This window comes from Maribellus sediminis (assembly GCF_011799805.1).
In the GTDB taxonomy this organism is placed as follows: domain Bacteria; phylum Bacteroidota; class Bacteroidia; order Bacteroidales; family Prolixibacteraceae; genus Draconibacterium; species Draconibacterium sediminis_A.
Genome location: NZ_WXUB01000002.1, coordinates 1,045,988 through 1,059,258, shown reverse-complemented (window position 1 = coordinate 1,059,258; position 13,271 = coordinate 1,045,988). Strand labels below are relative to the sequence as shown.

At 40.3% G+C, this 13,271-nt stretch carries 16 protein-coding genes and 1 tRNA gene; 2 read left to right on the top strand and 15 right to left on the bottom strand.

From position 1 onward, the window contains the following. Window positions 1-65: 65 nt before the first annotated feature. A complete protein-coding gene (locus HFD85_RS10645; RefSeq protein WP_167608860.1) occupies window positions 66-737 on the bottom strand; it encodes a hypothetical protein in 672 nt (223 codons plus the stop codon). Window positions 738-994: 257 nt separating this feature from the next. Here HFD85_RS10645 and HFD85_RS10640 point away from each other — a divergent pair, with 257 nt between their 5' ends. Further along, window positions 995-1,336 carry a single-stranded DNA-binding protein gene (locus HFD85_RS10640; RefSeq protein WP_167608857.1) on the top strand — a complete coding sequence of 114 codons (342 nt, stop codon included), beginning with the start codon at window positions 995-997 and terminating at the stop codon, window positions 1,334-1,336. An 84-nt stretch (window positions 1,337-1,420) separates the two neighbouring features. Here the strand turns inward: HFD85_RS10640 and HFD85_RS10635 are convergent, their stop codons facing one another. The 4 genes from HFD85_RS10635 to HFD85_RS10620 all read right to left on the bottom strand — a co-directional run bounded on the left by HFD85_RS10635 (window position 1,421) and on the right by HFD85_RS10620 (window position 4,269). Continuing rightward, window positions 1,421-1,825: a hypothetical protein gene (locus HFD85_RS10635; protein ID WP_167608854.1), complete on the bottom strand. Its 405-nt coding sequence runs from the start codon at window positions 1,823-1,825 to the stop codon at window positions 1,421-1,423. Continuing rightward, a complete protein-coding gene (locus tag HFD85_RS10630; RefSeq protein WP_167608851.1) occupies window positions 1,815-2,246 on the bottom strand; it encodes a DUF7670 domain-containing protein in 432 nt (143 codons plus the stop codon). Before HFD85_RS10630 ends, HFD85_RS10635 begins: the two co-directional genes overlap by 11 nt. A gap of 27 nt (window positions 2,247-2,273) precedes the next feature. Beyond that, window positions 2,274-2,735, bottom strand: coding sequence for a hypothetical protein (locus HFD85_RS10625; RefSeq protein WP_167608848.1), 462 nt, complete (start codon window positions 2,733-2,735; stop codon window positions 2,274-2,276). A 724-nt stretch (window positions 2,736-3,459) separates the two neighbouring features. Further along, on the bottom strand, window positions 3,460-4,269 hold the full coding sequence (locus tag HFD85_RS10620) for a DUF5602 domain-containing protein (RefSeq protein WP_167608845.1): 810 nt from the start codon (window positions 4,267-4,269) through the stop codon (window positions 3,460-3,462). A 558-nt stretch (window positions 4,270-4,827) separates the two neighbouring features. Here HFD85_RS10620 and HFD85_RS10615 point away from each other — a divergent pair. Then, entirely contained in the window at window positions 4,828-5,214 is a 387-nt protein-coding gene (locus tag HFD85_RS10615; RefSeq protein WP_167608842.1) for a carboxymuconolactone decarboxylase family protein, read from the top strand. Window positions 5,215-5,431: 217 nt separating this feature from the next. Here the strand turns inward: HFD85_RS10615 and HFD85_RS21905 are convergent, their stop codons facing one another. The 10 genes from HFD85_RS21905 to HFD85_RS10565 form a co-directional block, all read right to left on the bottom strand. Continuing rightward, entirely contained in the window at window positions 5,432-5,728 is a 297-nt protein-coding gene (locus HFD85_RS21905) for a GIY-YIG nuclease family protein (protein ID WP_167608839.1), read from the bottom strand. Between the two features lie 33 nt (window positions 5,729-5,761). Continuing rightward, window positions 5,762-5,833 (bottom strand) — tRNA-Gly (locus tag HFD85_RS10605). A gap of 272 nt (window positions 5,834-6,105) precedes the next feature. After that, window positions 6,106-6,327, bottom strand: coding sequence for a hypothetical protein (locus HFD85_RS10600; protein ID WP_167608836.1), 222 nt, complete (start codon window positions 6,325-6,327; stop codon window positions 6,106-6,108). A 118-nt stretch (window positions 6,328-6,445) separates the two neighbouring features. Next, on the bottom strand, window positions 6,446-6,772 hold the full coding sequence (locus HFD85_RS10595; protein ID WP_167608833.1) for a hypothetical protein: 327 nt from the start codon (window positions 6,770-6,772) through the stop codon (window positions 6,446-6,448). Between the two features lie 159 nt (window positions 6,773-6,931). Further along, window positions 6,932-8,092, bottom strand: a complete 1,161-nt coding sequence (locus HFD85_RS10590; protein ID WP_167608830.1) for a hypothetical protein — start codon at window positions 8,090-8,092, stop codon at window positions 6,932-6,934. 236 nt (window positions 8,093-8,328) lie between these two features. Beyond that, the gene (locus tag HFD85_RS10585) at window positions 8,329-8,994 is read right to left on the bottom strand and encodes a CAP domain-containing protein (protein ID WP_167608827.1); all 666 of its coding nucleotides are present in this window, start codon (window positions 8,992-8,994) and stop codon (window positions 8,329-8,331) included. Further along, window positions 8,991-9,674, bottom strand: coding sequence for an ABC transporter ATP-binding protein (locus HFD85_RS10580; protein ID WP_167608825.1), 684 nt, complete (start codon window positions 9,672-9,674; stop codon window positions 8,991-8,993). The genes HFD85_RS10585 and HFD85_RS10580 overlap by 4 nt, the downstream gene beginning before the upstream one ends. Window positions 9,675-9,796: 122 nt before the next feature. Further along, window positions 9,797-11,017, bottom strand: a complete 1,221-nt coding sequence (locus HFD85_RS10575; RefSeq protein ID WP_167608822.1) for an ABC transporter permease — start codon at window positions 11,015-11,017, stop codon at window positions 9,797-9,799. Window positions 11,018-11,161: 144 nt separating this feature from the next. Next, the gene (locus HFD85_RS10570) at window positions 11,162-12,382 is read right to left on the bottom strand and encodes an ABC transporter permease (protein ID WP_167608819.1); all 1,221 of its coding nucleotides are present in this window, start codon (window positions 12,380-12,382) and stop codon (window positions 11,162-11,164) included. 108 nt (window positions 12,383-12,490) lie between these two features. Beyond that, window positions 12,491-13,261 carry an outer membrane lipoprotein-sorting protein gene (locus tag HFD85_RS10565; RefSeq protein ID WP_167608816.1) on the bottom strand — a complete coding sequence of 257 codons (771 nt, stop codon included), beginning with the start codon at window positions 13,259-13,261 and terminating at the stop codon, window positions 12,491-12,493. Window positions 13,262-13,271: the final 10 nt, after the last annotated feature.

Below are 13,271 nucleotides of genomic sequence, written 5' to 3'. Positions count from 1 at the left end.
GAGAATTTAACGTTGGAACATTCACTGCCCGCTATTGAATTAACACTGCATTATAACCATGTTTTTTATTTTTTTACCCAACTCACAGCCCAGATTGCATCACTCCATTGTTCAGCTAAAGCACCGTCAGGGGTACAATTAAAGTAGGTATCGAAATTAGTTAATATGTTTCTTGCTTTTGAGTTTCCATTAAGCGCTAAGTATGTTAACTTATTCATTATAAGGTCATGGTTTTTATTGTAACCTTTTCCTTTTAATTCCTGAACTTCTTCCATGAACTTGTCAACCTTAGCGTTAGGAACATCAATCTTATCGTAAACGCATTTAGGAGGGGAAATAACAACTCCTTCATCCTTTCCTGTTATTTGTTCCTGACTTAAAGGCACTAATTGCCATTCCCAATTTTCTCCCACATGTAAACCTATTAGTTCTGTGATGAATAATTTTCCTGAATCGAATTTGACATTACAGGTACGAACTGCACCATATTCTGCCAAAGAGTTTCCTGTGTTACAATCAAAAATATTGAACTCGGAAATTATTATTTCTTTATCGGATATTTCTTTGTGTTTATAACCGCAAACGGCAAGATTAACTCCATTACTGAGTTCAACAATTAAGCTTGGCTTATCATTTTCCGACGAACCTATCCCTGCAAAGCAATTGCATTCCTTTGTTTGTCCAAGTATAATATTAGAAGTAACAATCAAACTAATAAGAAATAAGTATTTTTTCATTTGGTCTGTTTTCAATATTGCTTATAACCAGAATATGTAAGTAATTTATTTTTTCAGAATATTCGGAGTGAAAATTATTAACGCTCTAATATACAAAAATATATCCGTTTGTAAACGCTTACAAACGTTTATAATCGATTACAAACATTTAACCACCGGATAATCCTAGGAAGTGCATATACCTTTGAATCAACATTTCGTTCAGGGGCTTGGACAAAAGACACAGCCCTACATTTAATAACTAAAAATTACACATCATGAATGCACTAAGAAACAGCGTCAGGCTTCTCGGCCATTTGGGAGACGACCCAAAAGTAAGAAAGTTGGACAGTGGAAAAACAGTTGCTCATTTCACAATAGCAACCAACGAAATTTATCGCGACAGCCGTGGCGAAAAACAAAGTGAAACTACCTGGCACCGTTTGGTAGCCTGGGGCAAACAAGCCGAAATTGCAGAAAAATACCTCAAAAAAGGATCTGAAGTAAGTATTGAAGGAAAGCTTACCAACCGTTCGTGGGAAGACAAAAACGGCGAAAAACAATACATGACCGAAATTGTGGTGAACTCAATGTTATTATTGGACAAAGTCGCTAATTAAGTCTTTTGCAAATTAGCTTTCTCCGAACAGGGGCTTCGCTTGACGAAGTTCCTGTTCATTTTGTTTTGCAATCGGGATTACAAATTAATCCCATTTGCTTTTTTTTATTATAGTCCCATTAATAAGGAACAGAACGCCAAGGATTAAGATTGGTATTCCCAAAATAAATCCAAAGAGCATCATCGTTAAAATTGGTTGTGTAATATTCTGTACTCTTCCTATTGTGATAAGAAGGATGTACCAGGAAATAAAAATGATGCCTGAGATAACAAGATTTTTAGACGATATGAGCAAGCCAAAAATAAGCCAAAGAAACATTAGAATGTGAATATAAAAGGAAGAGTGAAAAGCTTTGAATCCAAAGTCATGAAATTCATTTACATATAAAATCAGATATGCAATGATAACCAGGAATGACAACACTTGCAGAATTTCCTGCATGAGTGTGGACTCTCTTTTTATGGGGTGATTTTGCTCTTCATTCATCATGATCCTTGTTTATTCTGTTTGATTTATTTCTATGAATTTTGATGAAGAAGATTCCGGATACTAAAAAAAGCACATCAACTGGTGCGGAAATTAAAAAAATGTAATTCGTTCCCGGACCATGTTCAAGTATCAGAATATAGGCAATTATAGCCAGGCTTAAGACAATGTAAATTATTCCCCCTGTTAATTTCCATTCCAACGAAATTACAAAGTTTATTGTTAGCAAAAGTAACGGACCAAAAAAAGCAAAGAATTCTACTGTCCTTTCAAACATTGTCAGTTCTGGTGCTGCGCCAAAATTTCGAAAACCATACAAAAATGCTGTTACCAGTCCTGTATAAATAATCCCAACGATGCAGGCGATATAATTGTATTTCAATAAGGCGCTGTATTCTGAATAGTTATTCGTTTCCTGTTTCATTTACTTTGGTTTTTTCATCTGTGAAACTTATTGGTTTGATTGAAAGTATTTGAAACGTTCATGGTAAATGTCTAGCTGTTCGCGTGGCATATTTTGTTCGTACCTGGTGCATATTCCTTCTTTATTCAGATATACCTTGAAGTAGGATACTTTTGTATCGTATATTGTATATTGAGGATCGTTTGCGGCTAAATGTTCGCCAAACGTAAAAGTCCATCCTTGCGGTTCTCCTACAGCATTCATAGAAGGATCATACTTGATTGCAGATCTGTAAGGCGTTAAAAACATACCTTTACTGTCGAATTCGTAAACCAGAATCTTTCCCCCGCCTTTAACAGGTTCTGTTCTGCTTGGTTGCCCCATTCTGGAATAAATTTTCATTTCACTTTGGCCTATTAAGGCATTGTCAAATGTTTCATCGTACAGATTGTTTGTGGTTGAACAACAAACCAACAGAAACAGAAGAAGTAGCGGATATAAGATTTTCATAACGGTTGATTTTTGGTTCGTAATCATCTGAAAATCACAATTAACCCGGTCGAAAACGGAAACATTAAGTTACGAAATAACTACCTGAAACACAAAGGGATTTACTGAATAATAATCAATATGCAGAACTGTATTCAGAATTTGCCAACTTTGATACAGTTCTGTTTTGTTGTACCAAATCAGGTGGTATTACTTCTGGTAAAAGGATGTCAACACATGCCTTTTGCTTAACTAACAATAAAGATTTAGCCAAACAGTTTAGCTACTTATGGTTATTAACTAACTTGAAGAAATAGACAACAGCAGTTAACAAACCAACAAAGGCTAAAAAAAGGGCAACTAACAATAGAGTTTTCATGATGTGTTTTTTTAAGTTTAGAATTGTGTTTAATCTGCGTCCAAGCAGTGGATTAATAATTGCAAATATGATGCCTTAATTGTAACATGCAGAAATATAGGTGTTTATGTTCGTAGTTGGGCTGTAGGCTTTCCCCGATTTGGAATTCCAGTCCTCTTGTTGTTCAATTATGGGATTGAAGGAATATGCAAATTTTACTTCGATATGCGTTGTAATTTAGTTACTTACTTTCATTACGTTATTGAATTATCCTTGTATTTCTAAAAAAAAATAAAGGTCACAGCAACTGAGTGACCTTTAATGTAGGAATACACGTAAATTGTTGTAGAACCATGGTTTTACATACAATATCTGTATCTAATAAAACTATTGTGCCTGTTTATATTCCAAATTGACCAGGGCAATTGTGTATTTTTCGGGTCTGGTGGAATAGGTAATTACGTAATCCATTGCATACCAACCATCTTTTTGATAGGCTTCAGGTTGAGGTATTGGAATAGTATCATTTGGCATAGTCATAAGATATTCTCTGGTAATCATTGGTTCCCAGAAAATAAATTCACCGCTATGTGATCCCCAAATGAATGTCTTTGTGAATTTTTCGAGGATCGGAGGCAATTCTGATGAAGTTGAGTCAACCCAATGTGCACCCATTGCCGGAACTAAACCAGGAAGTTCCATGTAATTTGCAGGTATGTACATACTGTCAGGAGCAGGATCAAAATACGGAGGATTCATTGGTGGAATTGCTTCTCGTTTTTCAATCGAGGTAATATAAAAGTGAAAGTCGAAATGAGGCAAATCGTATACTCCCGGAGGTTCATGCCCTACAGGATTCCAATCGAAAAGAACATGGTTATAAAAGTGGTTCCCCTTGTTTTTGGGAAGAGGAAGAACATATTGAACAGGTTCTTCAGGTAAATTCATTAAAGCCTTACCGCTTAAATCTATTCCAACTTCAAGAGGATCGCCTGTTTTTGTCGTTTTAATCCAGGCTCGTGCCACTCCATTTCCAACAGAAACGCTTTGGCTGTAAAACGTATTCATCACAGCATTTTTTAGTTCAGTCTGCGTTTCCGCAGTTTCTAAAATACTATCATCCTTATCGCAGGATTGCATTCCAATTACTGCTACAATAATCAAAACACCACTTAGTTTTTTAAATAGGTTAAACATGTCTTAATATCTTTAGTATGAATCAAGTTAAGGTTTTAATCGCAGCTGAACAACAAAATTCAAAATAAAATACTAATAAGTATGTTAATAATTGTAAAGCTAGTTTGGGTGCCTATTTTCGACTCATACAGCCCCATTTTAGCAAAAATTTCCCAGAGAGAGACGTCCTCGAAAATTACAATTTTGTTAAACTGTTTAGGTTCAGAAGTTAAGCTTTTGTGGCCTGGTTGTTGGTTTAAATAAGTGCAAGGGGAAAGCGACTTCTGTATCTATGATTGGTTTTGTGTTTAGGGGTTTGTAAATTATCAATCATCTTCAAAAAGCGTCCAATCGCTTTCCCCATTTTTCTTCTCTATTCAAAATAGTTTTCCAACGATAATTTTTAATAGCTCATCTGACTGAGGATATAAATATTCGATGAAAAAAAACTTTGATGGGTTACCTCCTATTTACGCGTGAATTAACATTTATTAGAATAAAACATCTTATTGTCTTTAAAATAAGTTGTAACTTATATTTCAGCCATGTATTATTAATTATTTAAGAGGAGGAACTAAAATGAGTAAGGAAACAGTATTTAATGAAATCGAACAAATGTTTGGACTTGTTCCATCAATGTTCAAAGCAGTACCGGAAGCAACAATTGAGTTAGAGTGGGAGCTATTTAAAAGTATTCATTTGGCAGAAGGTGCTGTGCCAAACAAGTACCGTGAATTGATTGGAATAGCTATTTCAGCTGTAACTAAGTGCCGTTATTGCGCTTATTTTCATACGGAAATAGCTAAATTACATGGTGCGACTGAAGAAGAAATTGAAGAAGCTCTGCATTTTGCCAAGTCAACATCAGGATGGAGTGCTTATGTAAATGGACTTCAACTCGATTATGATGAGTTCACAAGAGAAACCGACATGGTAGTTGAGCACGTTAAAGCGGTTCACGCGTAAACTTCAAATTCTTAGTTCAAAACTAAATGTCCATTCATTCATTACTCATTGAAATGGATGGATGGACAGGTGGTTTTATTTCCAACTTTCAATTGTAAAATCCCTAACTAATTCATTTGAACACGTCCGCAGATCCTGTAATTTTTAAAGAAAGATGCTTAAGGTTATTCGCTTGTTTTAAAGAGCGGGAAACGGGGATCGAATACTGACGCTTTGGTCAGCATCCTGATCTCAAACCCAGTTTGAGCGTCAGGGCCCGCGACTCTTCTGCGTATTTCTCAATGAATCGGATTGTTTTTTCTCTTGACAGGTTTTTTAATTTTTTCTCCAGTAACAGAGCCTCGCTGCGTGTTTGTTTCTGTGTGCACCATATAAGCGTCCAGGGAGCACCTTTTTTTGTAGCTTTCTCGTATTCGTTGTTATGTCTGTGTTTACGATCATGTAAATCAGTTGTTTGCCCTTTGTAATAGGCGTCAGCGGAATCAGAATATAATATGTAAACGTAAAAATCCACAGATATAAATTGTGCTTGGTACAGCTATTACAGAGCGGGAAACGGGGATCGAACCCGCGACCCTCAGCTTGGGAAGCTGATGCTCTACCACTGAGCTACTCCCGCCTATTGTTTTATGCGACCCACAGCTTGGGATCCCGAGTACTCGGGACTACCACTGAGCTACTCCCGCTTATCTTTCGTGCTCAAATGTATGCAATAATCATATTCGTTATTCACATTCGATCGATATTTTCCTTTTGTATAAAGGGAACGAGAAGATGATATGGAAGAAGTAATTGCGGTTACGCTTTGGTAATTAGGTAATTATGAGCCATTAGGAAATTGAGTTCGGATTCTAAAATCTAAATTGTATCGGGGAATATATCCATTTCTGTTTACAGTCTTTTTTTGAAAACGAACCTGTGATGGGTCATGTCTTCTTTTGCCTGCCAGTTTACAGTCACCAGTTCCCAACCTTTTTTGCCTAAAATGTTCGCGTAGTCGTAAAGATTTGGTCCGGTATCCCATTGTTCCAGTTCCAGTCCGTTTACAAATCTCGGACGCCAAACTTTATCCAGTTTCTCGGCAGTTAAAAACAAATACTCCCAGTTTTTCATGACCGTTTGTTTTATTAATTTCTTGAATTGCGGTTTTGGAGCTTGTCCGTTCAGGTGTGTGAAAAGGGAGTTATTCAGAATTGACCAGATATTTATCCCTGAATCATTTCCTAATACATTAAATCATTTTAACCGGCATTGGTCCTGGAGGTGGCCCAGAAAGATCCATACCGTGAAACTCCATTAGTTTTTCTTTGAAGCTGGCTTCAAAGCTATCATTTGATTTTCCAACCTCCTGCATAAAACTCTCGGCTCCGGGACCTTCATGTAAGGCGACTACAACTGGTCCTTCGGGTGTTTCTGCTAACCACGCATCATGTCGTGTTAGTCCATACTTTTTGTTAAAACTGTTAAACTCCTCACTCTGCTCATTGTTAAGCGATTCGGCCCACGTTTTCCAGGCATCGAGTTTATCCTTTTTTAAAGGAACGATTACTAATCCCATGGCTTAAATATTTAATAATGAATAATTTAAATAACCATTCAATTTAAGACTAAAATGTCTGTAAAGCAAGGTTTTGAGTTACTATATCGAGAGCGGAGTGTTAATAATTCTTAACTACGGATTCTGAATTTGGAAAAGGTGAGGCGTTGCTGGAGAAGTTTAAAACGACCATTTAATCCGGCCATAAACCGCCTGGCCATAGTCGCCGTATTCGGTGCCGCTTCTTCCAAAAAACAACTGACCATTGAGCATCAGCTCCCAGTTATTACCAATTGAATAGGTAAGCGAAGGTCCAATAAAAGAAGATCCGTCACTGGGATTTAACATGGCTGAAATATTACCGGTAAAGAGTGGTGTAATGGGGTAGGAGGTTTGTGCAAATAGCTGGTATCGCCCAAGCGAAAGCATTTTGGCCGATATATCGGGGGCAAAGAAAGAACGACCTCCTGCATCGCCCGTGGTGCCATGACTGTTGTAAAGCGTTGCAACATGCACATACAAGCTGTTTTTGAAGGTATAATCTCCCGATATTGAGGCCACAAAACTTTCGAAGTTGCTTGCATCATTTTTATCGCGCGGCCTGAACCAGGTGGCCTCACCACGAAAGGCTCCGCCTTTGATATCGCCCGACCAGCCGCCTCCAAGCACGTAATCTTTGCCAACCCAGCCACCCATAAACTGAATGTCGTAGCTGGCTTTCAGGAAACGATACATTCCGGCAATGGCAGTCTCATCGTTATTATGCCCGACCTTATAAACCAGTTCGGCCGATGAGGTTACGCCGGTGTAATATTGAATTCGAATCCCATCAGTTCCCGGGCGTTCTTCATAATCGAAATCGAAATAGGAAAAGGTGTTGAAAACATCGTTGGGATTCCAAACGAGGTTGGTTCCCCAATTTATTCGCTGCCGCCCCAGGCGAATCTGCCATTTTCCACTCGTGTAATCCATCCAGGCGCGATCGAGCATCGTGTGCATAAACCAACTGTCCTGAGAAATGAGTATAAATCCAAGATCGAGATAGCCATTATCCTGGTTTATGAAAGACTCATAATCCGGAAATTCGCGGATCATTTGCCCGAAAAAGATCCTGTTCCGGGTTTCCAGTGCAAAAGTTAATTCGGAACTGGCGAACCAGCGAAAATTCAGGCGGTTGTGTATTTGATTCAAAATCAGATAATCCAATGCTTTGTCGTCGGAAACCGGCACAGGTTCCACCGGATGATAGTACATCCCCAGATCTTTTATATAGCCGTTAAAATCAATATCGGATTGTGCATTTGAGTTGAACGGAAGAAAAATAATTAGGAGAATTGCCAAAAAGATAAGTACCCTCTGTTTCTGCCTCGCTCCGTAAATCGGAGCTTGCGGCCTCAATTGTCCCCCTACTCGTAGGGGGACGGCTGGAGCCGGTAGTTTCAAGGAAACTCCGGAGTAAGCCGGGGGGTACATATTGCTGATCCATGTCGGAAGCTTTTTAAAACAAATTTGCTTCGATTTAAAAGTTTCACAATCTAAGTTGCAGATATGTTTTTCCCTTCTCATTTTACTACTCATTACTTTTCAATCATGCCGCCGGCAAAGTCGAGCACGCACATGGTTTCGTACACCGGATGTTTTCCACAGGCCAAGCCAACCACTTTAAAATCGGGATTTAGAAGTGTAGCCCGGTGACCTCGATCTCTTACTCCGTCATCAATTAACAGGAAAACGACAATCTGGCGGGCATTGCTATTGCCGTAGGCAATGTTCTCTCCAATGCGTGTTTGCCATGTACCGTAACGTTCGATGCGTTGGCGTAAATTGGAATGATCCGTTCCGGTATGCCCGGTCAAACCGCTTTTTTGCTGGTCAAGTTGATGATCCCGGGCCGACAACGAGAGACTTTTATCGGGATTGAGAATGGGTTTATACGACATTTTTTTTAGTTCGCGAACACATTCATTCAAAGCGCGGACACCTTCAACGGTACGAATAGATTTATCACCTGGATAACGCAGAATTTTACTGTCGTAATAATTTGCCAGAGGTGCGATATATAGTTCAGAATATTTGGCAGGATTTGATCGGAAGAGATTGATCTCGTATATAACTTCCTTTTCCAGGGAGCTCAGGTAACTTGCATTGGCGGCCGTATTCAGGTCGGCACGTTTTGTTTCTTTTCCCGATGCGCAAATCGAAATCAAACCTACTAAAATCAATATTCCTGCTGTTCTGATCATTTTGTAATGTCGTTTATTATTTTCCCGTCTTCGATGGTGATCACACGCCGGGCTTTGTTTACCACCCGCTGATCGTGTGTTGAAAATATAAACGTAATTTTTTCCTCTTTATTAAGTCGTTCCATAATATCGAGCAGGTTCTCGGTAGAATGTGAATCGAGGTTGGCAGTGGGTTCATCGGCCAGTACAAATTTGGGTTTCGAAGCCAACGCACGAGCCACCGCAACACGTTGTTGTTGCCCACCCGAAAGTTTCGATGGCCGTCGGTCCATCATTTCGCCAAGCCCAACAGCTTTTAAAAGTTCAGAGGTTCGGGCATCGCGGGCTGCTTTTTTCTCGCCTTGCAGGTGCATAATGAATTCCACGTTCTCCTTTGCGGTAAGTACCGGAATCAGGTTATAAGCCTGGAAAACAAAACCTATATTCTTCATTCGGAAATCAGTAAGTTTTCGGGCTGATAATTCGTTGATTTTTACACCTTCAATTTCTACGCTTCCTTCGGTGGCATCATCCAATCCGCCGATAACATTGAGCAAGGTGGTTTTCCCTGAACCCGACGGACCAACAATGGCCGTAAATTCGCCTTCTTCAAACGAAACATCAATCCCGTTTACAGCGTGCACTGATACTGAGTTGCTGTTGTAGATCTTGTGCAGGTTTGTTATGTTGATTATTTTCATTTTATGTAATTTTTTGTTTTTATTTTCACTTCTAATTTAGTTTTACTTCGAGCTACAAGCTGCGAGCCATTAGCTTGGAGCAATCCTTCAGTCCTTCAACTGATCATTCCTTCAGTCCTCCATCACTCCGTTCTCGTTGCTTCCGCCGGATTCAGTTTCAAAGCTTTCCGTGCCGGGTAAACAGCTGAAATCATTCCGGTGATAATTACCAGAACCGTGATGGTTACCAGCATTTCGTTTTGCAGCGAGGTGTAAATTTGTGTCGCATATCCGTATTTCTCGAGGCCCTCAGAGAAAGTTGAAACATCAATCGGTCGGGTTTCAAAAAACTTCGTGATCAGGGAGCCAAACACCACGCCAACAATTCCTCCCGAAAATGTCAGCATAACTGATTCGAGCATAATCATCCAGAATATTTTGCGTTTGTTCATTCCAACCGCCATCAGCATCCCGATTTCTTTTACCCGTTCCAGTACCGCCATCAACATGGTATTGATAATGCCAAAACACAGCCCAAGCAAAATGATCATGATAAAAATGTACATGTATTCATCCATCGATTCGGTTAGCAGCGACATTTCAGGGCTCAGTTCTTTCCAGGTTTTAACGATGTTGTTCCCGGCTATTTGTTGAACTTCAGGTTTTACGACATCAACTTCCTCTCCGCTTTCACAGATCATGGCGATTTCGTGCGCCACGTCATATTGTAAGCCCAGCTGATTTCTCAGATCATCATAGTTTACAAACAGTGTCATTTCATCGAATCCGGTGTTTACCGTTTTGTAAATCCCGCCTACACGATATCCTTTCGAAGAAAGATCGCCGTTGATATCCACCATTTGAACGTTCAGTTTCGATCCGACTTTCAGTTTCAACTTTTTCGAAAGTTTTTCGCCGATCAGGATCGGGGGCATTCTGCTTGTTTTTTCAAGGTAAGTGCCATCCACCAGTTTTTCGGCAATATCCGTTACCAGTTTTTCTTTTTCAGGAACAATTCCCAGCATTTTGCCTCCGCCGGTACCGTGTGCAGCCATAATAAATGGCTCAGCGATCAGGCGGTAACTGGCAGCCTCAACTTTATCGATGTTTTCAATTTTTTGGGTGAGTTCATTTACGCCCGACATGTAAAGTCCGGTTTCGTTATTGTCCTGAAAGTGGGGAGCGTGCACTTGTAGGTGAGCCAGTTCAGAATGCGTTGCCGATTCGATGCGGGCATCAACGGCTCCCTGCATAAATGCGGTGGCAAAAACACCCGCAATCAGCCCAAGCGCAATGGCAACAATCATAATGATGCTTCGCACCTTATTTCTCCAAACGTTTCTCCAGGCTATTGACCAAATCATATCAATAAATTTTGAATGAAGCAGGAAGACCGAAGTTGGAAGTATATATTCCGACTTTTACTGTCAACGCTTTCTTCATTTGGTTTTTGTTTTTCATTTTAAACTCTCTTAACTGCATACTGCGACTGCCAACTGTAAACTAAGTCAGGAACGCATTGCTTTTGTGATTCTAAGTCGATGTATATTCCACATTGGAAAAATGGAAATAAACATACTCAACAGAAATACTAGTATCATCTGGCTATAAAAGAGCGAAGCTTTCAGCGAGAAGAATAGGTAGGGCTCCATGCCATACTGCTCGTAAGCTGTGGCCATATCGCCCGACATAGGAATTGGGTTGAAATAGAAATAAAGGCAGAAGGCGTAACTGATGATCAGTCCTACCAAACAGCCAATAAATCCAATAAAAATGGTTTCGAAGAATACAACGACCGCCAGTTTTGTTTTTTGCATACCAACGGCGTGTACCACTCCAAATTCACGCGAACGTTCTTTCACCATCATTAAAACCACGCTGAACATGCCAAAGGCAATCACCATGTACAAAATTCCCAGCATGATGATTCCACTGCCACGGTCACTTTCAATAAGTTGTTCGAGGTCAGGTTGCATTTCTGTCCAGGTCATAACCCGGTTACTGGCAGGCAAAATTTTCGCAATTTCTTTTTGTATGTGTTTTACTTCGTAATGGTTGTGTGTCATCACCACCAGTGAAGTCGATAATCCATACGCCGAATAAAAATCACGGGCAGTCTGAAGATCGAGGTAAACCATCCGGTTATTGAACTCCTGGTTTGGGTGGGAGAGAATACCCACTATTTCGAATAATCCGCTGGCACTAATTCCATGGTAACCCTGACTGATCATAACGAGCGTGTCTCCAACTTCAAGTCCAAGGTATTTGGCCAGGCCTTCTCCCAGTATGGTACCTTTGTCGCCCTGTTTAAGGAAACGGCCTTTTTTTACTTTTTGCGAAATCTTTGTGATCTGGTCTTCAGCTTCAGGCTCAATTCCCATAACCATGGCCGGTTTACTTTTCAGGTTGTTGGCCGCCAGTGCGAACGATTCCATCCGGTCGACAACCAGGGTTACATCTTTTATCCCGGCAATTTGGTTTTTAAGGTCGTCTGACGCCTTAAAACTGTTGTCGAGTGTGCGTTCATCCCAATAAGCTGTGTCTTGCACCTGCAGGTAGCCCGAATAAAATTTCACAGAATTCTCGATCATTTTATCATACGAGCCTTCCTGCATCGATCGCATCCACGATGCCAGCAGAACGCTGAATACGATGGAGGAAATCGCGATGATCGTTCGCCGCCTGTTTCTCCACAGGTTGCGCCAGGCGAGTTTTATATTGGTATTCATATCGTTGTTTTGAGTTCAAAATTAAGTTGGCCACGCTCCTTCGTCGCTCGCAAAATCGTGTGTGCAAATGTTCTATGGCAGGATTTAGCGATGAACAGAGTGACGAAGCTATCTTATCCGTTTCATGTTTTGCTGAGAGAAAAAACTCTCCTTGATATCCACATTAAAATCAATTTTATTGAAGATCATGATCGTTTTGTTGCCTTCTTCATCTGCAGGGATCATTTCCAGGCGTGTCGGCATTACGCGGTCATCCATTTGCTTAATGTCGCTTAGTATTTCGGTGTTAACCAGGTATCCGTCTTCGTCGTAAAATTCGGCTTTCAGCCAGTGTAATTCTTTTTTCGAGATCCACATGATTACTTTTCCCCAAACCACTGCTGCATCGTCGTGGGGAATTAGCTCTATTTTGTAGCAGGTGTAACTTTCCAACTCCTCTTCTCCCAGTAATTTTTGATCATAATCGTCGGCCATCGACGATTCTCTAACCAGGTCGTCGTTTGTAAAATCCGATCCCATCCACGACTGCATCATCATCGATGGCGGAATTTTTATCATGCGTTCGATGTTTGGCACCCAGTTCCACATTTCCTTATCGCGTTTCAGAAAAACCTGGCCTTTTTCTTTAGCCGGGGCGGTGATATAGATGAGTGAATAATCATTTCCCAGTGTCCAGTTCTTCATGGAAACCGTACGCGACCAGCTTGGCCGTTCGATGATCATCGTAAGTTCACCAATGCTCGACGTGCCGCGGAATTTCTCATCGGCCTGCCGAACAATTTCTGAGATATTAATTTCCTGAGATTTTCCTGCGAAGGCACCGACAAGCAGCAGGATTGTAAAAGTTAGTTTATGCCAGTAGTTTGTAGGTAAGTTCATGACTTTGATT

Bases quoted from the DNA above. Each gene is read 5' to 3' on its own strand.
- HFD85_RS10630 (WP_167608851.1), bottom strand. From the start codon at position 2,246: ATGAAACAGGAAACGAATAACTATTCAGAATACAGCGCCTTATTGAAA.
- HFD85_RS10600 (WP_167608836.1), bottom strand. From the start codon at position 6,327: ATGAAAAACTGGGAGTATTTGTTTTTAACTGCCGAGAAACTGGATAAA.
- HFD85_RS10580 (WP_167608825.1), bottom strand. From the start codon at position 9,674: ATGAAAATAATCAACATAACAAACCTGCACAAGATCTACAACAGCAAC.
- HFD85_RS10595 (WP_167608833.1), bottom strand. From the start codon at position 6,772: ATGGGATTAGTAATCGTTCCTTTAAAAAAGGATAAACTCGATGCCTGG.
- HFD85_RS10565 (WP_167608816.1), bottom strand. From the start codon at position 13,261: ATGAACTTACCTACAAACTACTGGCATAAACTAACTTTTACAATCCTG.
- HFD85_RS10625 (WP_167608848.1), bottom strand. From the start codon at position 2,735: ATGAAAATCTTATATCCGCTACTTCTTCTGTTTCTGTTGGTTTGTTGT.
- HFD85_RS10570 (WP_167608819.1), bottom strand. From the start codon at position 12,382: ATGAATACCAATATAAAACTCGCCTGGCGCAACCTGTGGAGAAACAGG.
- HFD85_RS10645 (WP_167608860.1), bottom strand. From the start codon at position 737: ATGAAAAAATACTTATTTCTTATTAGTTTGATTGTTACTTCTAATATT.
- HFD85_RS10575 (WP_167608822.1), bottom strand. From the start codon at position 11,017: ATGATTTGGTCAATAGCCTGGAGAAACGTTTGGAGAAATAAGGTGCGA.
- HFD85_RS10640 (WP_167608857.1), top strand. From the start codon at position 995: ATGAATGCACTAAGAAACAGCGTCAGGCTTCTCGGCCATTTGGGAGAC.
- HFD85_RS10635 (WP_167608854.1), bottom strand. From the start codon at position 1,825: ATGATGAATGAAGAGCAAAATCACCCCATAAAAAGAGAGTCCACACTC.
- HFD85_RS10620 (WP_167608845.1), bottom strand. From the start codon at position 4,269: ATGTTTAACCTATTTAAAAAACTAAGTGGTGTTTTGATTATTGTAGCA.
- HFD85_RS10615 (WP_167608842.1), top strand. From the start codon at position 4,828: ATGAGTAAGGAAACAGTATTTAATGAAATCGAACAAATGTTTGGACTT.
- HFD85_RS10585 (WP_167608827.1), bottom strand. From the start codon at position 8,994: ATGATCAGAACAGCAGGAATATTGATTTTAGTAGGTTTGATTTCGATT.